Below are 22560 nucleotides of genomic sequence, written 5' to 3' on the forward strand. Positions count from 1 at the left end.
GCCGACCTCACCTCCGGACCGGGTCCAGGGGTGAGGCCGGCGAGCCGGTGGTCGGACGCCCGTGATCGGACGCCGGTGGATCGGACGCCGGTGGATCGGACGCCGGTGGATCAGACGTCGGTGATCCGCAGACCCGCGTGGGCCTTGTAGCGGCGGTTGACCGAGATCAGGTTGGCCACCAGCGACTCCACCTGGTGCGCGTTGCGCAGGCGGCCCGCGAAGACGCCGCGCATGCCGGGGATCCGGCCGGCCAGCGCCTGCACGATGTCGGTGGCGGCCCGCTCCTCGCCGAGCACCATCACGTCGGTGTCGATCCGCTCGATCGACTCGTCCTGGAGCAGCACCGCCGACAGGTGGTGGAAGGCCGCGGTCACCCGGGAGTCCGGCAGCAGGGCGGCGGCCTGCTGGGCGGCGCTGCCCTCCTCCGGGACGAGCGCGTAGGCGCCCTGCTTGTCGAAGCCCAGCGGGTTGACGCAGTCCACCACGATCTTGCCGGCCAACTCCTCGCGCAGCGCGGTGAGCGTGGCGGCGTGGCCGTCCCAGGGCACCGCGACGATCACGACGTCGCTCTCCCGGGCGGTGGCGGCGTTGTCCGCGCCGCGCACGCCGTGGCCGATCGCCTCCGCGGAGGCCTGCGCGCGGGCAGCGTCGCGCGATCCGATGATCACCTGCTGGCCGGCCTTGGCCAGCCGCAGGGCCAGCCCCCGCCCCTGGTCGCCGGTGCCGCCGAGCACGCCGACCACGAGCTGCGAGACGTCCGGCAGGTCATGGGCCGGGTTTGTCGCTGAATCGAGGGAAGTCATGGGCTGATCCTGTCAAACCCGGGGCCCCTCGCGTCATCCTGTCCGCCATGGACGCGGTGAGAGTTTCGGCACTACGGGAGCAACTGGCCGGGACGGGCTGGCTGGAGGCCGTCGGCGGCTTCGCCGGTGAGCTGCGGCGGGCGGTCTCCCGGCGGGGCGCGGACGGGCTGCTGCTGGTCGGCACCGAGGCGTACGAACCGTGGCACCTGGCCGCCCACTTGCAGGACGAGGCGATCTGGTCGGCCGTGCCCCGGCTGGCCCCGACCCTGCTGCGACACCGGGTCCCGGCGCAGGCACCGGCCCATCTGGCGCACGGCCTGCGCCGGCTGACCGAGGCCGGGCGGGGGGCGACCGTCCTGGTGGTCGCCCCGGCGGCGGCCGGGGAGGTGCTGCTGGAGCGGGTGCACGACGCCCGCCGGCACGGCGCGACGGTGCTGGCGCTGGACGGCGCCGGGCCCGGCGGCCCGGCCGGGTTCGGCACGTTGGGCGGGTTCAGCGAGTTGGGCGGGCCCGGTGAGCCGGGCGGAGTCGGTGAGCCGGCCGGGCTCGGTGAGCTGGCCGGGCTCGCGCACCGGCGGCTGGCCGTCGGCACGGCCGAGGAGGAACCGTTCGACCTGGCCCAGCACCTGGTCAGCGCCGCCGCCGGGCAGCGGCCCGCACGGCGCTCGGTCGCGCTGGAACGGCTGGCGGCGCTGGCCGGTCGGCTCACGGCGGGGCCGACGATCAACCGCTGGTAGGGCACCGCAACGGGCACGGCCACCGGGGCCCGGCCGCGAAAATGCGTTGCGGCCCGGCCGAACGCCCCGTCAGGATGGTCGCTCGTGAACGACGCCGACCCACCCCCGAACGGTCGGGCGAGCTCCCTGCTGCGCGCGGTCATCCCCGACCTCTCCCCCTGGCGCTCCTCGCGGGACTTCCGCCTGCTCTGGCTCTCCGGCTGTGTCACCAGCTTCGGCAGCTTCCTCACCTACGTCGCCGTGCCGCTGCAGATCAAGGACCTGACCGGCTCCTCCCTCGCGGTCGGCCTGGTCGGTGCCTTCGAGCTGGTCCCGCTGATCGTCTTCGGCCTCTGGGGCGGCGCCCTCGCCGACGCCCTGGACCGCCGCCGGCTGGTGCTGTTCGCCGAGGCCGCCCTCGGCCTGCTGAGCGTGCTGCTGCTGGCCAACGCGCTGCTGCCGACGCCCGTGCTGTGGCCGGTCTACTTGGTCGCCGCCCTCGTCGCCGCCGCCGACGGCCTCCAGCGCCCGTCACTGGACGCGCTCACCCCGCGGGTCGTGCGGCACGATCAGCTGGCCGCCGCATTTGCCCTCAACTCGCTCTACCGCAACGTCGGTTCGGTGGCCGGCCCGGCGCTGGCGGGCGTCGTGGTGACGTTCGCCGGGGTGCAGACCGCCTACGCGCTGGACGTCGCCACCTTCGGCGCCTCGCTGCTGCTGCTCGCCCGGATCCGCGCCGTACCGCCGCCGACCGGCGCCGAGAAGCCCTCGGTGCGGGCCGTGCTCACCGGCATCCGGTACGCCTGGAGCCGCAAGGACCTGCTGGGCACCTACGCGATCGACCTGTGCGCGATGCTGTTCGCCTTCCCGGTCGCGATCTTCCCGTTCCTGGCCTCCGAGTTGCACGCCGACTGGGCGCTCGGCCCGATGTACGCCGCCTCGGCGGTCGGTGCCATCGTCGTCTCGATGACCAGCGGCTGGACGTCCCGGGTGCACCGCCACGGCCGGCTGCTGCTGGCCGCCGCGCTCGGCTGGGGCGCCGCGATCGCGCTGGCGGGCCTGGCCGACTCGGTCTGGCCGGTGCTGTTCTGCCTGGCACTGGCCGGCGGCGCCGACGAGGTCAGCGGCATCGCCCGCTCCACGCTGTGGAACCAGTCGATCCCGGACGAGCTGCGCGGCCGGATGGCCGGCGTCGAGCTGCTCAGCTACTCGGTCGGGCCGCAGCTCGGCCAGGTCCGGGCGGGCGGCATGGCCGGAGTGGTCGGCGTCCGGGCCTCGGTGTGGATCGGCGGCGTCGCCTGCGTGGTGGGCGTGCTGGCCCTGGCCACCGCGCTGCCGCGGCTGCTCTCCTACGACGACCGCACCGACCCGAACGCGGCCGCCGTCCGCGCCCAGCACGAGCGGGCGGCGGCGGAGCGGGAGGCCGCCGAGGAGGCCGCGGCGGAGCAGGCGGCGGGCGCGTCCTGACCCGCCGCTCCCCCCGTCACCGCCCCTGCTCCCCCGCTCACTCCCCCCGCTCGTCCTCGGGCTTGTCGCTCCAGCGCGGGTCGTTCGTCCACTCCCGGTTGCGCAGCTCGGCGGTCTCCAGCGCGTGCGCCGCCTCCTCGCGGGTGGCGTACGGGCCGAGGCGGTCCTTCGCCGGGCACTCCGGGCCCTCCTCGACCTTGCCGTGCTTGATGCAGTAGAACCACTCGCCGGGCAGGCCGGTCGGCTTGTTGCGGCGGAATCCCAGGGGCATGGTGCGGTCACCTCCGTGTCTGCGGTCGCGGCTCCGCGTTCCCGGTGCGGCGCCGCGTCGTCCCGATCATTCCCCGCCCCGGCGCCGTCCGCACACCCGGACCCCGCGCCGGCGCCCGCCGCGGTACCGGCCACGGCGCCGCAGCCCCGCCAACTAGACTCGCCGCCATGGCACTCGTTCCCGGCATCCAGTCCCCCACCCGCAAGGTCCCGGCGCACATCGCGCGCCCCGAGTACGTCGGCAAGCCCGCCCCGGCGGCGTACACCGGGCCCGAGGTGCAGACCGCCGAGACCATCGAGAAGATGCGGATCGCCGGTGGGATCGCCGCCCGGGCGATGGCCGCGGCGGCCGAGCTGATCGCGCCCGGCGTCACCACGGACGCGCTGGACGCGGTCGCCCACGAGTACATGTGCGACCACGGCGCCTACCCGTCCGACCTCGGCTACCGGGGCTTCCCCAAGTCGGTCTGCACCTCGATCAACGAGGTCATCTGCCACGGCATCCCGGACTCGACCGTCCTCCAGGACGGCGACATCGTCAACATCGACGCCACCGCGTTCATCCACGGGGTGCACGGCGACCTCAACGCCACCTACCTGGTCGGCGATGTGGACGAGGAGTCCCGGCTGCTGGTCGAGCGGACCCGCGAGTCGCTCGACCGGGCGATCAAGGCGGTCAAGCCCGGCCGCCGGATCAACGTCATCGGGCGGGTCATCGAGTCCTACGCCAAGCGCTTCGACTACGGCGTGGTGCGGGACTTCACCGGGCACGGCATCAACACGTCGTTCCACTCCGGCCTGATCGTCCCGCACTACGACAGCGAGCGGGCCACCGAGGTGATCAAGCCGGGGATGACCTTCACCATCGAGCCGATGCTCACCCTGGGCACCTACGACTACGAGGTCTGGCCGGACGGCTGGACCGTCGTCACCAAGGACCGCAAGCGCACCGCCCAGTTCGAGCACACCCTGGTCGTCACGGCGGACGGCGCGGAGATCCTCACCCTGCCGTAGCGGCGGGGCCGGGCCTGGGGGGCGCCGTCAGCCGATGAGCCACTGCTCCTCGGCGACGGCGCCCACCTCGGTGCAGGCGTCGGTCAGCACGTCCAGGACGCGCAGCGGGTCCGGCAGCGGCTGCTCGGGCCCGCGCAGCCACCGCACCTCGGAACCGTCCGGCAGCGCGGCCGGCGGCAGCAGGGTGTACGAGCCGCGGCAGTGCCAGCGCAGGCCGGGGTGCTCGGACATGGTGTCCGGGGTGGAGTCGAGGGCGCTCGGCCACCACTCGTCCTCGTCCACCGGGGTGCCGCGGGTGGCGGTGAAGAACAGGTAGCGGTCCTCGCCGACGGCGGCCACCGGACCCTCGACGCCGAGCGCGGTCAGCCGCTCCAGGGCGAGCCGCCCGGCCTCGGTCGGTACGTCCAGCACGTCGTGGACGCGGCCGGTGGCGGTGACGAAGTTGGCCAGCGGGTCGCGGGAGAGCCAGCGGGCGAGCTGCTCGGGATCGGTGGTGGCCTGGGTCTGCCAGGCGAAGGACACCGGGTGCTGGGCGGGGGCCGGACAGGCCACCCGGTCACAGGAACAGCGGTAACCGGCCGGATGGGCGGCGGGAGCGAGCGGGAACCCGGCGCGGACCGCGCCGAGCAGCTGGTCCAGTCTGGCCGCAGGGCTGTCGGTGGCCGCCGACCGGCCCCGCTCACGATCACGCTTCTGCCACCAGGCCGTCCACCTGCCGCCGGATTCCATCGGGCCCCTTCCGCGCATTGCCGTGCCTGGTGTGACACAGCGTTCGACGTACCACTCCGACGCAACGCACGGCGCCCCCCGCTGCTTCCCCGGGTGGTGCTCGGCCCTGCAGTCCCGCGCCCTGCCGGCCGGAGCCGGGGTAACCGGGCGGCCGACGCCGGGGTCACGGTACGGAGTCACTGCGGCACGACGGCTGCGGCTCGGCGGCCCGGCGGGCACGGTGAGGTGCGCCTCGCCCGGCCCGTACGGGCCCGCTGACCCGGGTGGACCCCGAGGGCGTAACAGGAAGGATAAGGGTGCGCGGGCCCTGTGGATGACCGGGGGCGGTGCCTCTCCGGTCACACTCCCGGCACCCGGCCGCCACACCGTCTCCGCCGCACCGCCGCGGGGTGAGACCCTGGTGGGGTGAAGAGCGCGGACACCGAATTCGTCGGCGGCCCCCTGGACGGCCGGATCCTCCCCATCCCGCTGGGGCCGATGTACGGCGTGCCCAAGAAGTACACCGTGCCGGTCCCCTCGCACGGGGACACCCCGGCGCGCACACTGGTGTACGTCCGGGCCAAGCAGCAGCGGGGCGCCCGCTGGTACTGGCGCTACGAGTACGACGAGGCGGCCACCGTCCGCGCTTCCGGGTGACGGCCGCCTCCCCGCGCGGGAGGACGGCGATGGCGAGGACCGTACGGCACCCGAGGACCCGCGCCGAGGCGGTGGCGCACCACAACCGGCAGGTGGCCGGGGTCACGGTCGGCCTGCTGGTGGTGATCAGCGTCTACAGCGCGGTGCTCGGCTCCAACGGCTGGCTCTGGTTCGGCTGGGCGGTGCTGCTGCTCGCGTGCGTGGCGCTGTTCGTCGTCCACCCCTGAGCAGCAGCACCCTGCGCGTCCGCGCCGGTCAGGCGTCCTCGGCCAGGATCAGGTAGAGCTTCTTGCGGGCCTCGTTGAGCACCTCCAGGCCCTTGGCGCGCTGCGCCTCGGTGCCCGTCGCCATGACCTGCCGGACGGCGTGCTCCACGGCGCCGAGCGCCTGGCCGACCTCCTGGACCGCGGCCCAGTCGATCTCCTGGCCGGCCTCGGCCCACGGCTCGTCCGGCCCGGCATCGGCCTCGGCGCGGCCCGCCTCGGTGAGCGAGACCAGCCGCTTGCCGCCGGTCTCCTCCGCCGTGACCAGGCCCTCCTCCTCCAGCAGCTGGAGGGTCGGGTAGACCGAGCCGGGGCTCGGCCGCCACGCCCCGCCGGACCGCTCGGCGATCTCGGCGATCATCTCGTAGCCGTGCATCGGCCGCTCCTTGAGCAGCGCCAGCAGCGAGGCGCGCACGTCCCCGCGCCGGGCCCGGCCACCGCGCCGGCCGCGGACCCACGGCGGCGGCCCGCCGAAACCGCCCCGGGCCCACGGCGGACCCGGCCGTCCACCCGGCCCACCGCCGAACGGCGGCGGACCGAAGGGGCCGAACGCCCCCCGGCCCTCGGGGCGCTCACCGGGCATCCCGGCGAACTCCGGCCCGCGGCAACCGCCGGGGCCTCCCTCTCCACGGAATCGTCCTGGGCGCATCGCACCCACCTCCCGATCGGGCCGCTCCGGGGCGGCCCACTAGTCGATCACCAGACGATCGTTCGAGGCAGTCGAGTCACTGTCCCGATATCTCGACGATATATCGGTGACTGTCGACCGTCAACGCTTTCCGATACACCGTCCACCACCGCGCGGTACCCGGCCGATACGGTGCGGGGCATGGCCGGAGAACGAGACCTCACGACACTGCTGCGCGACCTGCGCCCCCAGCTCAACCCGGGGCGGTACGTCTACTGCACACTGCCCACCAAGGTGCCCGCCGGACTGCGGCCGGTGGCCACCGTCGCCGAACCCGAGGGGGTGACGGTGGTGGTCGCCCAGGAGGAGGCCGACGCCCTCGGCCTGCCCTACGAGTACGTCGCCGCCTGGATCACCCTGCGGGTCCACTCGGCGCTGGAGGCCGTCGGCCTGACCGCCGTCGTCGCCACCCGGCTGGCCGAGGAGGGGATCAGCTGCAACGTGGTCGCCGGCTACCACCACGACCACCTGTTCGTCGCCGCCGACGACGCCGACCGGGCCGTCCGCGTCCTGGAGGCCCGCGCCTGACGCGTCCGGGTGGCCGCCCAGCCGGGGGCCTCGGAGACTGGAGGGGCCGGGCACCGGCCCGGCCCCTCCCCCGCGCCCGGAAGGAAGTACGCCGCCATGGCCATCTGCATCACCTGCGGCAACGACTACTGGCTCGCCTTCGAGATCAAGACGGTCACCGGCGACGTCTACACCTTCGACAGCTTCGAGTGCGCGATGGAGAAGCTCGCGCCGCACTGCGAGCAGTGCAACGTCCGGATCGTCGGCCACGGCGTCGAAGTGGCCGGCATGTTCTTCTGCGGCGCCCACTGCGCCCGCGTCAACGGCGGGCTCGGCGCCCAGGTCCGCGACGCCGTCGGCACCCACCCGGGCTGACCCGGTCGTCGCGGTACGAAGAACCCCCCTGACCGGGCGGTTGGCCCGGTCGAAGGGGGAAGGGGGCGGAAGAGTCGGCCTGTACGCCGGGTTCTGTCACCCGGGCTGCTCGCGCGGCCCGGGGAGACGGCCATCCATCTAGGGCTGCCGTTGCCGACAGCCTCGTGCGGTCCACCCGCGGACTCGGGCGAGCAGCCCTCAAGCATCCGCGCACGGCGCCGTGAGGCACCGATCTTGACCTTGCTCCAGGTGGGGTTTACCGAGCCGGCCGGGTCACCCCGGTCGCTGGTGGTCTCTTACACCACCGTTTCACCCTTACCCGTCGCCGAAGCGGCGGGCGGTCTGTTTTCTGTGGCACTGTCCCGCGGGTCACCCCGGGTGGGCGTTACCCACCACCCTGCTCTGTGGAGCCCGGACGTTCCTCGGCGGGCCCTAGGACCCGTCGCGACCGCCCGGCCGGCTCTTCCGCCGTAGTGGTCATGGTAGCCGCTCGGGCGGGGCCTCCCGAACCCCGGGGCGGGTCAGCGGCGGGTCACCGCCGAGACGGGCGGCGACCCGGGTGGCGGTGGCGGTGCCCCAGGCGGAGGTGGTGACCAGGCCGAGCAGCCCGATCGTGGCGCCCAGGCCGGCGACGATGTACCAGCCCGCGTGGCTGGCCGGGGCGAAGCCGGAGGCGACCGTGCCGAGCACCGCCGAGGTGACCACGGTGCCGATCACCGCGACGCCGAGCGACTGGCCGACCTGCCGGCTGGTGGACGCGACGGCCGCCGCCACCCCGGCCTGGGCGCGCGGCATGCCGGAGACGGCGGCGTTGGTGATCGGCGCGTTCACGAAGCCGAAGCCGAAGCCGAACAGTCCGTACGCGGCCAGCAGCAGGCCCGGTGGGGAGTCCGCGGCCAGCCGGGTGAGCAGCAGGCCGCTGGCGACCAGGCCGAGGCCTGCCAGCACCAGCGGCACCCGTGGGCCGCGGGCGCCGACGATCCGGCCCGAGAGCGGCGCGCAGACCAGCATCATCCCGGCCATCGGCAGCGTCCACAGGCCGGCCTCCACCGGGCTGTAGCCGCGGACGTCCTGCAGGTAGATGGTGTTCAGGAAGAGGAAGCCGCCGAGCGAGGCGAAGGCGCAGACGGCCGTCACGGTGGCGCCGGTGAACGGCGCGCTGCCGAAGAACCGCGGGTCGACCAGCGGCTCGGCGACCCGGCGCTCCCAGAGCGGGAAGGCCACCAGCGCGGCGAGCGCCGCCGCGGCCAGGCCGAGGATCAGCGGGGACGTCCAGCCGTGCGCGGGGCCCTCGATGATCGCGCCGGTGCCGCAGCCGAGCAGCACCATCATCAGCAGCTGCCCGACCGGGTCCGGCCGGCGGGCCCGGGGCGCCCGCGACTCGGGGACGTAACGGGCGGTCAGCAGACAGGCCAGCAGACCGACCGGAACGTTGATCAGGAAGATCGCCGGCCAGCCCGCGGCGTGCACCAGGAAGCCGCCGAGCAGCGGTCCGAGCGCCATCGAGATGCCGACCACACCGCCCCAGACGCCGATCGCCCGGGCCCGTTCGCGCGGCTCGGTGAAGGTGTTGGTGATGATCGACATCGCCACCGGGTTGAGCATCGAGCCGCCGACCGCCTGCACCGCCCGGAACGCCACCAGCCACCCCAGGCCGGGCGCCAGGCTGCAGAGCAGCGAGCCGAGCACGAAGACCAGCAGGCCGGTCTGGAACACCCGGCGGCGCCCGAAGCGGTCCGCCAGCGAGCCGAACAGCATCAGCAGCGAGGCCAGCACCAGGGTGTAGGCGTCGATGATCCACTGCAGCCCGGAGGCGGGGGCCTCCAGGTCCCGCTGGATCTGCGGGAGGGCGATGTTCACGACGGTGTTGTCGAGCCCGACGATGAACAGGCTCAGGCAGCAGATCGCCAGGATGAGCTGCCGGCGGCGCCGCCCGGGATCGGCGGACGGCGGACTCATGGGGGTCGCTTCGCGCACGCGTCGATCCTCCCACCCGGGCGGGCGTCGACGGGCGACGAAGCGGCCCGTCCGGGTGGCGAGGCCGGCCACCGCGAGCCGAGCGCCGGACCGCGCGCCGGGCGGTGGGCCGGGCAGTGGGCCGCGCGCCGGGCGCTTCGGCGCCCGAGCGGCGCGCGCGGGCCGGCGGGGTGGGGTGACCAGCCGTTTCCCGGCGCGGGGGCGGGTTGCGTAGGGTGGCGTGGTCGGTGGCCGTGGAGTGTGGAGGAGTCCGTCGTGCTGGTGCTGTTGCCGCCCTCGGAGGGGAAGGCCGCGTCCGGGGACGGTGTGCCGGTGGCGCTCGACGGGCTGTCGCTGCCCGGGCTGACGGCGGCGCGGGCGGAGGTGCTGGAGGCGCTGGTCTCGCTCTGCCGCGGGGACGAGGACGCCGCCGCGGGGGTGCTGGGGCTGAGCCCGGGCCTGCGCGGCGAGGTGGCGCGCAACGCGGGGCTGCCGACGGCGGGGGCGCTCCCGGCCGGGCAGGTGTACACCGGGGTGCTGTTCGACAACCTCGGGCTGGCGACGCTGGACGAGGCCGCGTACGGCCGGGCCGAGCGGAGCCTGCTGGTCTTCTCCGGCCTCTGGGGCGCGGTGCGGATCGGCGACCGGATCCCGCCCTACCGCTGCTCGATGGGTGTGAAGCTTCCCGGGCCGGGGGCGCTCGGCGCGTACTGGCGGCGTGCGATGGCCGATGTGCTGCCGGAGGTCGCCGACGGCCTGGTGCTGGACCTGCGCTCCTCCGCCTACGCGGCGGCGTGGAAGCCGGCCGGCGAGGTGATCGCCCGGACGGCGACCGTGCGGGTGCTCCAGGAGCGGGACGGCCGGCGGACCGTCGTCAGCCACTTCAACAAGGCCACCAAGGGGCGGCTGGTCCGCGATCTGCTGGTGGCGGGCGCCGAGCCGAAGACGCCGGGTGAGCTGCTGGACGCGCTGACCGTGCTGGGCCACCGGGTGGAGGTCGCCGCCGAGGGCACCGCGCGCAAGCCCTGGCAGCTGGACGTGGTGGTCACCGAGGTGCACTGAGCGGACAGGTGCACGGGCGGACGCGCGAACAAGTGCACGGACAGGTGCACCGACGGGAACGCGCGCCGGGGGCCGGTCGGATCGGCCGACCGGCCCCCGGCGTTTCTCAGCGCAGGTGCCCGGTGTCGTTGAGCAGCCGTAGCGAGGCGTTGCCGTCCGCGTAGTACTGGACGGCGCAGAGCGAGGCGGCGGACAGCTCCATCCGGTACAGCGAGTCCGGCGGGGCGCCGAGCGCCAACCGGACCAGCGTCTTGATCGGGCTGACGTGCGAGACCACCAGCACGGTCCGTCCGGGGTGGCGGGCGAGGATCTTGTCCCGGGCCACCCCGACCCGGTGGGTGAGCGTGGCGAAGCTCTCGCCGCCGCCGGTCGGCCGCACCTTGGTGGAGCCGAGCCAGGCGGTGAGGTCGTCGGGGTACCGCTCCCGCGCCTCGGCGAAGGTCAGCCCCTCCCAGGCGCCGAAGTCGACCTCGCGCAGCCCCTCCTCGTACCGGACCTCCAGGCCCAGCCGGGCGGCGACGGTCTCCGCGGTCTGCCGGGCACGCCGCATCGGCGAGGCCACCACGGCCTGGACCGAGCCGCGCGCGGCGAGCGCCTCGGCCACCCGCTCGGCCTGCCAGCGGCCCTTCTCGGAGAGCTCCGGATCGGTGCCGCCGCTGCCGGAGAACCGCTTCTCCGGGGTGAGGTGGGTCTCGCCGTGCCGGAGCAGGACGAAGGTGGTCGGGGTGCCGAGGTCCGCCGGGGCCGCCCAGCCCGTCTTGGGCGCGGCGGTCTCCAGCGGCTCGGTCTCCGGCGGCTCCACCGGGGAGGGCGCGGAGGCGGCCACGGGCCGGGGCTCCCGCTGGCGGCCGGCCTTGCCCGCGTCCATCGCCTCGTTGGCGAGCCGGTCGGCGTCCTTGTTCTGCTCGCGCGGGATCCAGGTGTACCGGACCCGCCCGCGAGGGAAGACCTCGCGGGCCTCGGCGGCGAGCGGCTGCATGTCCGGGTGCTTGATCTTCCAGCGGCCGGACATCTGCTCGACGACCAGCTTGGAGTCCATCCGGACGTCCACCGAGGCACCCGGGTCGATCTCCCGGGCCGCGCGCAGCCCGGCGATCAGCCCCTTGTACTCGGCCACGTTGTTGGTCGCGTGCCCGATGAACTCGGCCGCCTCGGCGAGGAGCTGCCCGGTGTCGCCGTCGCGGACCACCGCACCGTAGCCGGCCGGCCCCGGGTTGCCCCGGGAGCCGCCGTCCGCCTCGACGACGAACCTGCGCGCCGCCACCGGCTCAGACGCCGGAGTCGGCGGTGCGGACCAGGATCCGCGAGCAGTTCTCGCAGCGGACCACCTTGTCGGCCGGCTCGGCCTTGATGGAGTTGAGCTCGGTGATCGAGAACTCGGTGCGGCAGCCCTCGCAGCGGCGCTGGTAGAGCCGGGCCGCGCCGACGCCGCCCTGGGTCTCGCGCAGCTTGCTGTAGACCTTCATGAGGTCGGCCGGGATGACGGCGGCGACGGCCTCGCGGTCACGCTTGACCTTCTCCACCTCGGCGTCGATCTCGGCGTACGCGGCGTCCCGGCGGCCCTCGGCCTCGGTCAGCACGACGGTGGAGTGCTCCAGGCGGGCGGACAGCTCGGTGGTACGGGTCTGGGCGGACTCCAGCCGCTCCATGATCTCCAGCACGACCTCCTCCAGGTCGCCCTGGCGCTTGGCCAGCGACCCGATCTCGTGCTGGAGGTTCTCCAGGTCCTTGGGCGAGGTGATCGCACCGGAGTCCAGGCGCTGCTGGTTGCGGGCGGCCCGGGTACGGACCTGCTCCACGTCCGCTTCGGCCTTGGTGAGCTCGCGGGTGGTGTCGCCGTGCTGGGCCTCGGCGGCGACCACCAAGTCCTTGAGGGCGGTGTGGTCGGCGTTGACCTTGTCGATCTCCGCGTGCTCGGGCAGGCTGCGCCGCCGGTGGGCCAGCTGGTCGAGCTTGGAGTCGATGGCCTGGAGGTCGAGCAGGCGGATCTGGTCGGCGGGCGCGGCGTTCAAGCGGAGAGCTCCTGTGAATCGGGTCAGGCGGGGAAGGACATGGGGGCGTGCGCGGTCCACGGGTCGGTGACCGTGCGGGAGACCCGGGTCTCCACGGTCCAGCCGTGCTTCTCGACGGCGCCGTGCAGCGCCCGCTCGGCCAGCGGCAGCCAGGGCCACTCGGTGGCCCAGTGCGCGGCGTCGACCAGGGCGACCGGCGCCGCCTCGGCGGCCTCGGAGGCGGGGTGGTGGCGCAGGTCGGCGGTCAGGTAGGCGTCCACGCCCGCCGCGCGCACCTCGGCGAACAGGCTGTCGCCCGAGCCGCCGCACACCGCGACCCGGCTGACCAGACGGTTCGGATCGCCGGAGACCCGTACACCGGCGGCGGTGGCCGGCAGCCCCTTGGCGACGTTCGCGGCGAACGCCGCGAGGGTCAGCGGGGGCTCCAGCAGGCCGATCCGCCCGGTGCCGCGCCGGCCCAGCGGGTCGGTCGGGTCCGGCACCAGCGGTCCGGTGACGCTCAGGCCGACCGCCTCGGCGAGCGCGTCCGAGACGCCCGGGTCGGCGTGGTCGGCGTTGGTGTGCGCCACGTGCAGGGCGATCCCGTTGCGGATCAGGGTGTGCACGACGCGGCCCTTGAAGGTGGTCGCGGCGACGGTGGTGGTGCCCCGCAGGTACAGCGGGTGGTGGGTGACCACCAGGTCGGCCCCCCACTCGACGGCCTCGTCGACGACCGCCTGCACGGGGTCGACGGCGAAGAGGACGCGGCGGACCTCGGCCTGAGGGTCTCCGCAGACCAGGCCGACGGCGTCCCAGGACTCCGCCCACCGCGGCGGGTACAGCTCTTCGAGGGCGGTGATGACGTCGGACAGTTTCGGCACCTGTCGAGACTACCGTGCGCGGGGGCGGCGGCGGTCCGCCCGGTTCGCCGCCACGGCCCGCGCCGGGGCGGTGCCCCTCGGTGGGCGGGGCGTACGGATGCGCGTCAACCCGCGCTACGGCGTGCGCGGGCGGCCGGCGCGGCCCCGTTCGACCGGCGCGCGGGGGCGGTGCGCACGGGACGGCGGGGCGTGCGCCGGGCACACCGGGCCGTTCGCACGAATTCGAAACAGCACCGGGATCACCCTTACGAGTGAAGTGACCGGCTTCGGATTGAGCATCCCTCGCTACCGAAAGTAACTTCTCCTCTGCGAACGGGAGTTGCCCGACCAGGGGGGTCGGCGAGGCGCTCCGCCGGAGGGACGGGCCCGGGTGAGGCAGGGCTGTCCGGGCCGCGCGGCGGACGCGGCCGGGGCGGTGCCGACGGTGTCGGCCGCCGCCGGGGCAGCACACCCGGGCAGTTCCGAGGAACCGATGTCAGGCCGTGGCCGCGCGCCCCGGTGCCGGAGCAGTGGGCACCGACGGGGCGCGCCGGCACCGGACGAAGGGATGTGGTGGCGAATGGTGGCGGGCACATCGTTTCGTACGGCCGGAGGAACGGACTCGGCGGGCCACGGGCCGGATGCGGCCGACCGGTGGCCCGAGCTGACGCGGACGGCGCCGGCCGTCACCGGAGGCCGGGGAGGCGGCGGGGACGCGCGGGTCGGCGGGCAGGCCGACTGGCGGGTCACCGTCGAGGGCTTCTGGTGCACGGCCGGGCCGTCCGCGGGCGAGCTCCCCGACGAGGGCTGGAAGCCGCACGTCAGCGCCGCCTCGGCGGCCGGCGGCGCGGTGCTCGCGGCCGTCACCGAGGTGCTCGCCGAGGACCCGTGCGCGTTCAGGTCCGCGGCCGGCCCGGCGCAGCTGCACCGACTCAACTCGCGCGACAGCGCACGGGGTTCGGCCGGAAGGTGCATCACCGTCCATCCGGGGGGCGAACCGCGGCTCCGGCGGCCGGCCGCCGCGCTGCACCGGGCCACCGACGGCCTGCCCGGTCCTGCGGTGCTCTCCGACCGCCCGTACCGGCCGGGCGCGGGCCGGGCGACGCCGCGGCGGCGCGGCAGCGGCGGGGTGCTGCCGGTCGGGCGGTACGTGGTCACCGGGGCGATCCGGCACGGCGCCAAGGGCGGCGTCCTCCGCGGCCGGGAGGCCGACGGCGGCGCCGAGGTCGTGGTCAGGCAGACCCGCGCGCACATCGAGGTGGACCGCGCCGGCGCGGACGCGCGCGCCGCGCTGCGGCACGAGGCCGACCCGCTCGCCCGCCCGGAGGGCCGGGAACCGGCGCCGCGCCCGGTCGAACCCGTCGAACAGGACGACGCGCTCCACCTCGTGCAGGAACGAATCGCCGGGGAGCCGCTGGGCAGCCGGGCCGGCAGCCGCGCCGATGCGGCCGGCACCCCCGGCTGCCGTGCCCCCGAGCAGGGCCTGGAGCGGCTCGCCGCCGACCCGGACCCGACCGGGACGGTGGCGGCATGACCGTGGCCGCCCGCGCCGCCACCCAGGCACTGCGCCGGCTCGGCTTCACCTTCTCCGCCGACGGCAGCCACGCCGCCTGCCTGGCCTCCGCCGCCGACGGCGGCTGGTACGTGGAGAGTTGGCGCCTCCCGCTGGACGGACCCGCCGTCCCGACCGGCCTGCGACTGCCGGGCAACCGCTTCGAGAGCTTCCGCTCACAACTGGTCGCCCTGCCGGACGGTTCGGTGCTGGTCTGCCGGCACGACGGCGAACGACAGCAGCTGGTGACGCTCCGCCCCGACACCGACCCCAGCGGTCAAGCCGTCACCGCTGAACGGCCGTTGACCACACTGAGGATGCCCGGCCTGCGCCTGCTGCCGCTCCCCGAGGGCGCGCCGTCCGGCCCCGGCGCACCGGTCGCGGTGGCCCTGGGCAGCGACACCCGGCCGGCCACCACCGTCTGGCTGCTGCGGGCCGACGGATCCGCGCCGCAGCAGGTCGCCGAGATCCCGGGCCTGCACGGCGGCGGCGTCTGGCTGGACCGCACCGGCGCGCTGCTGGCGCTCGACCGGGTGCGCGACGGCCTGGTCCGCACCGTGGTGCTCGACCTGCGCAGCGGCACCGTCACCCCGCTGCTGGAGATCGGCGGCCACAGCAACGACCGGCTGGTGCTGTTCGACCCGGACAGCCGGTTCGCGATGGTGCGCAGCGACGCACCCGGCACCGACCGGATCGGCTGGGGCGTGCTGGGCGGCGGCGAACCGCTGCGGTTCCCGGAAGCCCTGCACGTCGCGGGCATGTTCCTGCGACCGGTGGCGCTGCGACCGGACGCGGACGGGCCCCGGGTGGCCGTCCAGGTCGACCACGGCGCGGGCTGCTCGCTCGCCCTGTGGCGGCCGACCGCCGGACGGCTGGACCCGCTGCCCGTCCCGCCGGGGCGACTCGGCGCGGTGGGGCACTGGTCGGCGGGCGGGCTGCGGGTGCCGTACTCGGCGCCCGACCACCCGACCGCACTCGCCACGCTGGACGTGGACGCGCTGCTGGCGCACGTCCCGGCCGGACCCGCGTCCGGCCCCGTGCCGGTGCCGCTCCCGCTGCAACTGGCGCCGCTCGGCTCCGGCCTGCCCGGACCGTGGCGGGACACCGTGCCACCCTGGCGGCCCGGCGCCGTCGGACGCGCCAACACCTCGGCGCCGCCGCCCGGCTGGCGTCTTGACGGGTCCGCCGAGCCGAGTGACGGCGGCCGGTGGCGCCCCGCCCAGAGCATCGAACTCGCGGGACCGGAAGGACCGTTGGAGGCCGTGGTGTACGGCGGGGACGCCTGGCTGAGCAGTCCGCACCTGGTGCTGGCCCTGCACGGCGGCCCGGCGGACGCCTGGCGACTGGAGTTCGATCCGGCCCTGCAGCGGATGGCGGCCGAGGGCCTGGCGGTGCTCGCGCCGAACCAACGCGGTTCCACGGGCTACGGGTTGGCGCACGCGATGGCCATCCGGGGCACCTGGGGCGGGCCCGACCTCGACGACGTGCTGCACCTGCTGGAGGCCGTCGCCGGTCAGCGCGCGGCGCTCGGCCTGGAGCCGCCGGCCCTGTTCGGGGTCAGCTACGGCGCGTTCCTCGCCCTGCTCGCCGCCGCACACGCGCCGGCCGGCCAGGTGACGCGCTGCGCGGTCGTCGCACCGTTCCTCTCCGGTGGCCGGCTCCTGGCCGAAGCGTCCTCCTCCGTCCGGGCGTTGACCACCCGGCTGGGCGGCGGCGAGCCGATCGCGGACGCCCGGGGACCGCGCGACGTGCTCCAGCTGGCGCACCGGATCGGCGCACCGCTGCTGATCGTGCACGGCGACCGCGACGAGGTCGTCCCGGTGAGCCAATCGCGTTCACTGCGCCACGAGTTGCTGCGCATCGGACGCACGGAGGGCACCGACTTCCGCTACGTCGAGGCGGCGGGCGCCGGACACGAGGTCCTGGCCGAGGAGGGCGGAGCGGTCCTGCACGAGCTGCTCGCCACCTTCCTGCGCACCGGCCGCCCGGGCTGAGCATCCCACCCCGGCATCTCCCCCGCCCAGGAAGTCGGATCCGCCGACTTCCCACTCCGCAGCGCCCCACCGCCCGGGTGTCGCAGTGCCGTGCCCGGTGCGTGTTCGGGACCGTTCGGGGCCGTGCCGTTCCCCGGATGGCCGTCATGATCTCGATAGGATCTCGCCCGGTCCGGCGGTTAGGGTGGCGGCCGGGGTGCGGGCGCGATCACCGGCCATGCCCCGACCGCGCCCGCGATGTGCCGGCCGGGCGCCGATACACCTGCACCCTCGCAAGGAAAAGACGATTCTGATGTCCGACACCCTCACCGACACCACCGGACCCGCCAGCGGGACCGACGCCGACGAGACCACGGCCGAGGACACCGCGTCGCACGGCCGTCACCGCGGCCGGTCCGCCGCCGACGACAGCCCCGAGGCCGATCCGCACGGCCGCCACCGTGCCGCCGGAGACGACCGGGGCTGAGCCCCACCACCCGACGAGGCCCGCCGGAGCCCTCCGGCGGGCCTCGTCGCGCACCCGGCCCCGGGCGGGGCGCTCAGCCCGGCGTCACGACCGTCCGCAGCGCCTCGCCGCCGCGCATCTGCGCGAGCGCGTCGTTGACGTCGGCCAGCGCGACCCGGTGGGTGATCATCCCCGCCAGGTCGATCCGCCCGGCCCGCCACAGGTCGACCACCAGCGCGACGGTGCGCGTCAACGGCGCGCCGCCGTACAGCGAGGGCAGCAGCCGCTTCTCGTTGAAGAACAGCTCACCCATGCTGAAGCTCGCGAGGTCGTCCTGCGCCCCGGCGCCGATCACCACGACGGCGCCGCCGCGCCGGGCCGCGCCGTACCCGGCCCGGACGGTGGCCGAGCGGCCGACCGCCTCGAAGACGTAGTCGAAGCCGCCGCCCGGCAGGCCCTTCGCCACCGCCTTGAGCTCCTCGGGGGCGAGCGCCTCGGTCGCGCCGAAGGCCAGTGCCCGCTCCCGACGGGAGACCACCGGGTCGACCACGGCGATCCGGCCCGCACCGCAGACCCGGGCGCCCTGCACCGCGGCGACGCCGACACCGCCGGCGCCGATCACCGCGACCGACGCGCCCGGCTCGACCCGCGCGGTGTGGACGGCCGCGCCGATGCCGGTGGTGACGCCGCAGCCGATCAGCGCGGCCAGGTCGTAGGGGAGGTCGGCGGGCACCGGGAGAACCGCGTCGCGCTCGACCACGACCTCCTCGGCGAAGGTGCCGGTGCCGTAGAAGCCGGACGCCTCGCCGCGCCCGCCACCGTCCGCGCCGTAGCGGAAGCCGGGCGCGCCGAGCCGCCGCAGGCTGGCCACGCAGAGGTGCGAGCGGCCGCGCTCGCAGTGCGCGCACCGGCCGCAGGGCGCCATCCAGCAGAGCACGACGCGGTCGCCGACGGCGATGTCCGTCACGCCCTCGCCGACCTCGACGACGTCCCCGGCCCCCTCGTGCCCGGGCACGAACGGTGCGGGCTGGGGCAGGACACCGCTCATCGCGGACAGGTCGGAGTGGCAGAGGCTGGCGGCGCGCAGCCGGACCCGCACCTTGCCGGGGCCGAAGCCCACGGCCTCGACGTCGTCGCGGACGTCGAGCGTCTCCTGGCCGGTCTCGTGCAGGATGGCTGCGCGCATGGGGGCTGCTCCCGGGTCCGTCTCGGATCGCTGGTCCGGCAGATTCTGACACGGCGTCCAAGGGGTGGGTGGAACACGTTCCACCACGTCTCCCCGGCCGGTGGAACGCTGCGGAATCCCAACGGAATCCAAGGGTTCCCCGGGTCCGTGGCGCCTGGCATGATCATCCGCCGTGCCCAACCCCACCGCTCCCCCACCGTCGTCGGCAGCACCGACGACGTCGGCGCCGGCGCCGACCGCCTCCGCCGTGCGCCCGCTCTCCTGCCCGACGTGCTCCGGGCCGATCGACCCCGACCCCCGGTTCACCGCCTGGTGCCCGGCGTGCGAGTGGAACCTCGTCCCCGCCGAGGAGGCCGCCGAGGACTGCGCCAGGTCCACGAAGGAGCTGGCCCGGGAACGTGCGGCAGCCGAGCGGACCGAGCGGCTGTTCGAGGAGGTCGTCGACGGCCGCACCGACACCACCCGGCGGGACTGGCTCACCGCCTCGGCGCTGGCCCTCCCCGTCCACGCGGTCACCGTCGTCGTCGCGGGGGCGGCCGGCCTGCTGCTCGTCACCGGCAATACGACGGTGCGCTGCCTCGGCGCCCTCCTCCTCGCCGTCGCCTTCCTGCTCCGTCCGCGGCTCGGCCGGGTGCCGAGCGGCGCGGGCGTGCTGAGCCGCTCCGAGGCCCCCGCGCTGTACGGGCTGGCCGACCGGGTCGCCGCCGAACTCGGGGCGCCGCCGGTCGGGGTGATCCGGGTCACCGAGGACTTCAACGCGAGCATGGCGGTGGTCGGGCTGCGCCGGACGTCGGTGCTCACCCTGGGCCTGCCGCTCTGGGAGGCGCTGGACGACGGGCAGCGGCTCGCGCTGCTCGGGCACGAACTCGCCCACCAGGTCAACGGCGACAACCGGCGCGGCCTGTGGCTCGGCTCGGCGATGCGGGCGCTGGCGCACTGGTACGAGCTCGCCCGGCCCGCCGACCGGTCCCGGGGAGGGTACGGCGTGATCGCGCTGCTGTCGCTGATCGGGGACTTCATAGGCAACGCCTTCCTGCATCTTGTCAGCCAACTTCCCTACCGGGCCTACCTGTTGCTCGACCGACTGACGGCGCGCGCCGGGCAGCAGGCCGAGTACCGGGCCGACGAACTCGGCGCCCGGGTCGCGTCCACCGCGGCGGCGCGCGGGATGCTGGGGGCGCTGCTGCTCGGGCCGGCGACCGCGACGGTGACCATGCGGCTGCGCGCCGAGATCCAGTCGCGGCCCCGCTCCGGCCGGCGGGACGCCGCTCCGGGGCCGGACGTCACCGAGCTCTGGCCGCAGCTGCGCGAGCACCTGGCGGCGATCCCGCCGCTGGAGCGCGAGCGGCTGCTCCGCCGCTCACGGCGGGACGGCCACACCGTGGACGCCTCGCACCCGCCGACCCATCTGCGGCTGGCGCTCCTCACCCGGCGTGCGACGCTCCCGGCGGCCGTCACCTGCGCGCCGCACGAGGCCGCCGCCGTCGCCGCCGAGCTCGCCCCGCACCGCACCCGCATCGCCCGCGCCCTCCTCGCCGGCTGACCGCCGCTGCCGCTACCGCGCGGAGCAGGAAGTCGGCCGGTCCGACTTCCTGCTCCGCGCTCCTCTCCACAGCACCCTGTTCGCGAGGCGGAGACAGGTCGACCGGTCCACTGATGGCGGGGGCCCGGGCGGGAAGAGGGGCCCGGGGCCGGGCGGGGGCACGGGGTGGGGCGAGGGCGTACCGTCGAGTAGGGTCCGACGGCGAGCAGGAACACCAGACCACCCGTCGAGGAGCAGCACCATGTCCGACCTCCTGGAGACCACGCGCCCGCAGCCCGAGGTGCTGGCCGCGTTCGAGGGCGCGACCGGGTTCATGCCCGTCGACGAGGGCCTCGCGCTGTACGCCGCCGCGGTGACCGCCGCGCGCCGGACCGGGCTGCCCGTCCTGGAGATCGGCACCTACTGCGGCCGCTCCGCGATCCTGCTGGCCGCCGCCGCGCGGGAGGCCGGCACCGTGGCGCTGACCGTCGACCACCACCGCGGCTCCGAGGAGCAGCAGCCCGGCTGGGAGTACCACGACCCGACCCTGGTCGACCCGGAGGTCGGCCGGATGGACACCCTCCCCCGGTTCCGCCGTACCCTGCACGCGGCCGGTCTGGAGGAGCACGTGGTCGCCCTGGTCGGGCGCTCGCCGCAGATCGCGGCCCTGTGGGGCGGCCGGCTCGCCCTGGTCTTCATAGACGGCGGCCACACCGACGAGCACGCCACCGGCGACTACGAGGGCTGGGCGCCGCACCTGGCTCCGGAGGGCCTGCTGGTGGTGCACGACGTCTTCCCCGACCCGGCCGACGGCGGCCAGGCGCCGTACCGGGTCTACCTGCGGGCGCTGGCCGAGGGCTTCGAGGAGGTCTCGGTGACCGGGTCGCTGCGCGTCCTGCGCCGCCGCGCCACCACCGGCTGATCCCCGGCCCCGACCGCGCTCCGCCCGCCGCCCCCGCACGGGTGTCCGGAATCGGCCGACCGGCCCCACGGGCGATCACGGATGCTCTAACGTCGTGCCGGGGCTGCCGGGCGGGAGCGCGAACGGTACGGTGTCCGCGCGATCGCGGACGCCCGCGTCGCGGCACGGCCGCATGACACCAGCAGAACATCCGGGCGGAGCGCACCCGGGCCGACCGTGGGGGCCAGCACAGATGACGGACCAGCAGAACACCGCACCGGCGGTCTGGGACCCGACCGCCCGGGGCGGTGCGGGCGGCTGGGTGCGCGGTCCCCAGCAGTCCCCCGCCCCGAGCGCCTCCACCGCTCCCGCCGCGCCGCCGACCGCCCCCGCCGCGCCGCCGCAGCCGGCACCGCCGCACCCCGCGCAGTCGCCGGCCGGGCCGCCCGCCGACGACGCCCCGACGGCCGTCATCCCGCAGCCGGTGCCGCCGCGGCCCGCCGCCCCCGGCTCGCTGCCGCCCCCGACCGTCCCGGCGTTCCCGCAGGCCACCCCGGGCGCCGGCGCGTCCTACGGCGCGCCCCACCCGCAGCAGCAGGCGCAGGCCCCGCAGCAGCCCCCGTTCCTGCCCCCGCCCCAGCGGGGCTACGGCGGCCAGGCCCCGTACGGGCACCCCGGCCACCCCGGCCACGCGGCCCCCAGCCAGCCCGCCCCCAGCCAGCCCGGCTACGGCCAGCCCGGCTACCCGCAGCCCGATTACGCCCAGCCCGACTACCCCCAGCACCCCTATCCTCAGCAGACCTACCCGCAGCACGACTACCCGACCGACTACGCGGAGCCCGACGACGACGGCGGCGGCAAGCGCGCACCGCTGCTGATCGCCTTCGCCCTGCTCTTCGTCCTGGCCCTGGGCGGCGGCATCCTCTGGGCGGTCCGCGACAAGGGTTCCAGCACCGACCAGGCCGGCCCCGCGGCCCCGTCCGCCTCCGCCACGGCCGGCGCCGACGCCTCCGGGAACCCGCCGCCCGCGCCGGCCCCCAACGGCTCCGCCGGTGCGCCGACCCCGGCCGCCTCCGACACCGCGGCGGCGAGCGCGACGCCCAGCCCGACCGACTCCGCCGGCGGGCCCAACGCGCAGTCCCAGGCGAAGGCGCTGGACGAGCTGCTCAGCCAGGGCGAGAGCGCCAAGGCCCCGATCGGCAACGCGGTCGCCAAGGTGAACAGCTGCCCGGCCAAGCCGGAGATCGACACCGCCGCTCAGGTCTTCGACAGCGGCGCCAAGCAGCGCGACCAGCTGCTCACCAAGCTGGCCACCCTGAGTGTCACCGACCTGCCGGGCGGCGCGGACGCCGTACAGTCGCTGAAGTCCGCCTGGCAGCTGTCCGCCGACATCGACCGGGCGTACGCGAGCTGGGCCCGGACCGTCGCCGCCCAGGGCTGCTCGGGCAGCGCCCCGAACACCGCCGACAAGAAGCGCGCCGACGAGCTCAACCCGCAGGCCACCCAGGCGAAGAAGGACTTCGTGGCGAAGTGGAAGACGATCGCCGACCAGTTCGGACTCACCGCCCGTACCCAGGACCGGATCTGACCCACCCGTGACGCGCACCACCCAGCACCCCACCG

Annotated in this window: 23 protein-coding genes and 1 other RNA gene; 14 read left to right on the top strand and 10 right to left on the bottom strand. The window is 75.5% G+C overall.

What is annotated here, in order from left to right:
• Positions 1 to 110: 110 nt before the first annotated feature.
• Positions 111 to 803, bottom strand: a complete 693-nt coding sequence (gene npdG, locus ACFU9E_RS22920) for an NADPH-dependent F420 reductase (RefSeq protein ID WP_380684722.1) — start codon at positions 801 to 803, stop codon at positions 111 to 113.
• 47 nt (positions 804 to 850) lie between these two features.
• Here npdG and ACFU9E_RS22925 point away from each other — a divergent pair, with 47 nt between their 5' ends.
• Together ACFU9E_RS22925 and ACFU9E_RS22930 are read left to right on the top strand one after the other, a co-directional pair.
• On the top strand, positions 851 to 1540 hold the full coding sequence (locus ACFU9E_RS22925; protein WP_380684723.1) for a hypothetical protein: 690 nt from the start codon (positions 851 to 853) through the stop codon (positions 1538 to 1540).
• Positions 1541 to 1624: 84 nt separating this feature from the next.
• On the top strand, positions 1625 to 2986 hold the full coding sequence (locus tag ACFU9E_RS22930; RefSeq protein ID WP_380684724.1) for an MFS transporter: 1362 nt from the start codon (positions 1625 to 1627) through the stop codon (positions 2984 to 2986).
• 37 nt (positions 2987 to 3023) lie between these two features.
• On the opposite strand, the gene ACFU9E_RS22935 is transcribed toward ACFU9E_RS22930, so the two are convergent.
• Positions 3024 to 3257 carry a hypothetical protein gene (locus ACFU9E_RS22935; RefSeq protein ID WP_380684725.1) on the bottom strand — a complete coding sequence of 78 codons (234 nt, stop codon included), beginning with the start codon at positions 3255 to 3257 and terminating at the stop codon, positions 3024 to 3026.
• A 167-nt stretch (positions 3258 to 3424) separates the two neighbouring features.
• Between ACFU9E_RS22935 and map the strand changes: the two genes are divergently transcribed.
• Positions 3425 to 4270: a type I methionyl aminopeptidase gene (gene map / locus ACFU9E_RS22940; protein ID WP_380684726.1), complete on the top strand. Its 846-nt coding sequence runs from the start codon at positions 3425 to 3427 to the stop codon at positions 4268 to 4270.
• Positions 4271 to 4297: 27 nt separating this feature from the next.
• On the opposite strand, the gene ACFU9E_RS22945 is transcribed toward map, so the two are convergent.
• Positions 4298 to 4999 carry a bifunctional DNA primase/polymerase gene (locus tag ACFU9E_RS22945; protein WP_355361968.1) on the bottom strand — a complete coding sequence of 234 codons (702 nt, stop codon included), beginning with the start codon at positions 4997 to 4999 and terminating at the stop codon, positions 4298 to 4300.
• 405 nt (positions 5000 to 5404) lie between these two features.
• Between ACFU9E_RS22945 and ACFU9E_RS22950 the strand changes: the two genes are divergently transcribed.
• Positions 5405 to 5635 carry a hypothetical protein gene (locus tag ACFU9E_RS22950; protein ID WP_380684727.1) on the top strand — a complete coding sequence of 77 codons (231 nt, stop codon included), beginning with the start codon at positions 5405 to 5407 and terminating at the stop codon, positions 5633 to 5635.
• A 29-nt stretch (positions 5636 to 5664) separates the two neighbouring features.
• On the top strand, positions 5665 to 5862 hold the full coding sequence (locus tag ACFU9E_RS22955; RefSeq protein ID WP_380684728.1) for a hypothetical protein: 198 nt from the start codon (positions 5665 to 5667) through the stop codon (positions 5860 to 5862).
• A 28-nt stretch (positions 5863 to 5890) separates the two neighbouring features.
• On the opposite strand, the gene ACFU9E_RS22960 is transcribed toward ACFU9E_RS22955, so the two are convergent.
• On the bottom strand, positions 5891 to 6547 hold the full coding sequence (locus ACFU9E_RS22960) for a PadR family transcriptional regulator (RefSeq protein ID WP_380684729.1): 657 nt from the start codon (positions 6545 to 6547) through the stop codon (positions 5891 to 5893).
• A gap of 180 nt (positions 6548 to 6727) precedes the next feature.
• Between ACFU9E_RS22960 and ACFU9E_RS22965 the strand changes: the two genes are divergently transcribed.
• Positions 6728 to 7114: an ACT domain-containing protein gene (locus ACFU9E_RS22965; protein WP_380684730.1), complete on the top strand. Its 387-nt coding sequence runs from the start codon at positions 6728 to 6730 to the stop codon at positions 7112 to 7114.
• A gap of 96 nt (positions 7115 to 7210) precedes the next feature.
• A complete protein-coding gene (locus tag ACFU9E_RS22970; RefSeq protein WP_355361978.1) occupies positions 7211 to 7468 on the top strand; it encodes a Prokaryotic metallothionein in 258 nt (85 codons plus the stop codon).
• Between the two features lie 66 nt (positions 7469 to 7534).
• Here ACFU9E_RS22970 and rnpB read toward each other — a convergent pair.
• Both rnpB and ACFU9E_RS22980 read right to left on the bottom strand, forming a co-directional pair.
• Positions 7535 to 7932, bottom strand: an RNA gene (rnpB, locus tag ACFU9E_RS22975) — RNase P RNA component class A.
• A gap of 13 nt (positions 7933 to 7945) precedes the next feature.
• Complete coding sequence (locus ACFU9E_RS22980; RefSeq protein WP_380689620.1) at positions 7946 to 9427, bottom strand: MFS transporter; 1482 nt, start codon at positions 9425 to 9427, stop codon at positions 7946 to 7948.
• Positions 9428 to 9700: 273 nt separating this feature from the next.
• Between ACFU9E_RS22980 and yaaA the strand changes: the two genes are divergently transcribed.
• Positions 9701 to 10486, top strand: coding sequence for a peroxide stress protein YaaA (gene yaaA / locus ACFU9E_RS22985; protein ID WP_380689618.1), 786 nt, complete (start codon positions 9701 to 9703; stop codon positions 10484 to 10486).
• Between the two features lie 106 nt (positions 10487 to 10592).
• Here yaaA and ACFU9E_RS22990 read toward each other — a convergent pair whose 3' ends face one another.
• The 3 genes from ACFU9E_RS22990 to ACFU9E_RS23000 are packed head-to-tail and all read right to left on the bottom strand — an operon-like array spanning position 10593 to position 13358.
• A complete protein-coding gene (locus tag ACFU9E_RS22990) occupies positions 10593 to 11750 on the bottom strand; it encodes a bifunctional RNase H/acid phosphatase (RefSeq protein WP_380687489.1) in 1158 nt (385 codons plus the stop codon).
• 4 nt (positions 11751 to 11754) lie between these two features.
• On the bottom strand, positions 11755 to 12498 hold the full coding sequence (locus ACFU9E_RS22995) for a zinc ribbon domain-containing protein (RefSeq protein WP_380687491.1): 744 nt from the start codon (positions 12496 to 12498) through the stop codon (positions 11755 to 11757).
• A gap of 23 nt (positions 12499 to 12521) precedes the next feature.
• Positions 12522 to 13358, bottom strand: coding sequence for a Nif3-like dinuclear metal center hexameric protein (locus tag ACFU9E_RS23000; protein ID WP_380687493.1), 837 nt, complete (start codon positions 13356 to 13358; stop codon positions 12522 to 12524).
• A gap of 559 nt (positions 13359 to 13917) precedes the next feature.
• Between ACFU9E_RS23000 and ACFU9E_RS23005 the strand changes: the two genes are divergently transcribed.
• The 3 genes from ACFU9E_RS23005 to ACFU9E_RS23015 all read left to right on the top strand — a co-directional run bounded on the left by ACFU9E_RS23005 (position 13918) and on the right by ACFU9E_RS23015 (position 17349).
• The gene (locus ACFU9E_RS23005; RefSeq protein WP_380687495.1) at positions 13918 to 14871 is read left to right on the top strand and encodes a hypothetical protein; all 954 of its coding nucleotides are present in this window, start codon (positions 13918 to 13920) and stop codon (positions 14869 to 14871) included.
• Complete coding sequence (locus tag ACFU9E_RS23010; protein WP_380687497.1) at positions 14868 to 16883, top strand: alpha/beta fold hydrolase; 2016 nt, start codon at positions 14868 to 14870, stop codon at positions 16881 to 16883. The genes ACFU9E_RS23005 and ACFU9E_RS23010 overlap by 4 nt, the downstream gene beginning before the upstream one ends.
• Positions 16884 to 17175: 292 nt before the next feature.
• Positions 17176 to 17349, top strand: coding sequence for a hypothetical protein (locus ACFU9E_RS23015; protein ID WP_380687499.1), 174 nt, complete (start codon positions 17176 to 17178; stop codon positions 17347 to 17349).
• 73 nt (positions 17350 to 17422) lie between these two features.
• On the opposite strand, the gene ACFU9E_RS23020 is transcribed toward ACFU9E_RS23015, so the two are convergent.
• Positions 17423 to 18514, bottom strand: coding sequence for an alcohol dehydrogenase catalytic domain-containing protein (locus ACFU9E_RS23020; RefSeq protein ID WP_380689908.1), 1092 nt, complete (start codon positions 18512 to 18514; stop codon positions 17423 to 17425).
• 172 nt (positions 18515 to 18686) lie between these two features.
• Between ACFU9E_RS23020 and ACFU9E_RS23025 the strand changes: the two genes are divergently transcribed.
• From ACFU9E_RS23025 to ACFU9E_RS23035, 3 genes are all read left to right on the top strand, one after another.
• Positions 18687 to 20057, top strand: a complete 1371-nt coding sequence (locus tag ACFU9E_RS23025) for a M48 family metalloprotease (RefSeq protein WP_380689910.1) — start codon at positions 18687 to 18689, stop codon at positions 20055 to 20057.
• Between the two features lie 241 nt (positions 20058 to 20298).
• Positions 20299 to 20958 (top strand): class I SAM-dependent methyltransferase, encoded by a 660-nt coding sequence (locus ACFU9E_RS23030; protein ID WP_355361996.1) that lies wholly within the window; start codon positions 20299 to 20301, stop codon positions 20956 to 20958.
• Positions 20959 to 21190: 232 nt separating this feature from the next.
• Positions 21191 to 22525 (top strand): hypothetical protein, encoded by a 1335-nt coding sequence (locus ACFU9E_RS23035; RefSeq protein WP_380688677.1) that lies wholly within the window; start codon positions 21191 to 21193, stop codon positions 22523 to 22525.
• The last annotated feature ends 35 nt before the right edge of the window (positions 22526 to 22560 follow it).

The organism is Kitasatospora sp. NPDC057595, from assembly GCF_042800875.1.
In the GTDB taxonomy this organism is placed as follows: domain Bacteria; phylum Actinomycetota; class Actinomycetes; order Streptomycetales; family Streptomycetaceae; genus Kitasatospora.

Coding starts and splice junctions, on each gene's coding strand:
- npdG (WP_380684722.1), bottom strand. CDS start 803: ATGACTTCCCTCGATTCAGCGACAAACCCGGCCCATGACCTGCCGGAC.
- ACFU9E_RS22925 (WP_380684723.1), top strand. CDS start 851: ATGGACGCGGTGAGAGTTTCGGCACTACGGGAGCAACTGGCCGGGACG.
- ACFU9E_RS22935 (WP_380684725.1), bottom strand. CDS start 3,257: ATGCCCCTGGGATTCCGCCGCAACAAGCCGACCGGCCTGCCCGGCGAG.
- map (WP_380684726.1), top strand. CDS start 3,425: ATGGCACTCGTTCCCGGCATCCAGTCCCCCACCCGCAAGGTCCCGGCG.
- ACFU9E_RS22945 (WP_355361968.1), bottom strand. CDS start 4,999: ATGGAATCCGGCGGCAGGTGGACGGCCTGGTGGCAGAAGCGTGATCGT.
- ACFU9E_RS22955 (WP_380684728.1), top strand. CDS start 5,665: ATGGCGAGGACCGTACGGCACCCGAGGACCCGCGCCGAGGCGGTGGCG.
- ACFU9E_RS22960 (WP_380684729.1), bottom strand. CDS start 6,547: ATGCGCCCAGGACGATTCCGTGGAGAGGGAGGCCCCGGCGGTTGCCGC.
- ACFU9E_RS22965 (WP_380684730.1), top strand. CDS start 6,728: ATGGCCGGAGAACGAGACCTCACGACACTGCTGCGCGACCTGCGCCCC.
- ACFU9E_RS22970 (WP_355361978.1), top strand. CDS start 7,211: ATGGCCATCTGCATCACCTGCGGCAACGACTACTGGCTCGCCTTCGAG.
- ACFU9E_RS22980 (WP_380689620.1), bottom strand. CDS start 9,427: ATGAGTCCGCCGTCCGCCGATCCCGGGCGGCGCCGCCGGCAGCTCATC.
- ACFU9E_RS23005 (WP_380687495.1), top strand. CDS start 13,918: ATGGTGGCGGGCACATCGTTTCGTACGGCCGGAGGAACGGACTCGGCG.
- ACFU9E_RS23010 (WP_380687497.1), top strand. CDS start 14,868: ATGACCGTGGCCGCCCGCGCCGCCACCCAGGCACTGCGCCGGCTCGGC.
- ACFU9E_RS23015 (WP_380687499.1), top strand. CDS start 17,176: ATGTCCGACACCCTCACCGACACCACCGGACCCGCCAGCGGGACCGAC.
- ACFU9E_RS23020 (WP_380689908.1), bottom strand. CDS start 18,514: ATGCGCGCAGCCATCCTGCACGAGACCGGCCAGGAGACGCTCGACGTC.
- ACFU9E_RS23030 (WP_355361996.1), top strand. CDS start 20,299: ATGTCCGACCTCCTGGAGACCACGCGCCCGCAGCCCGAGGTGCTGGCC.
- ACFU9E_RS23035 (WP_380688677.1), top strand. CDS start 21,191: ATGACGGACCAGCAGAACACCGCACCGGCGGTCTGGGACCCGACCGCC.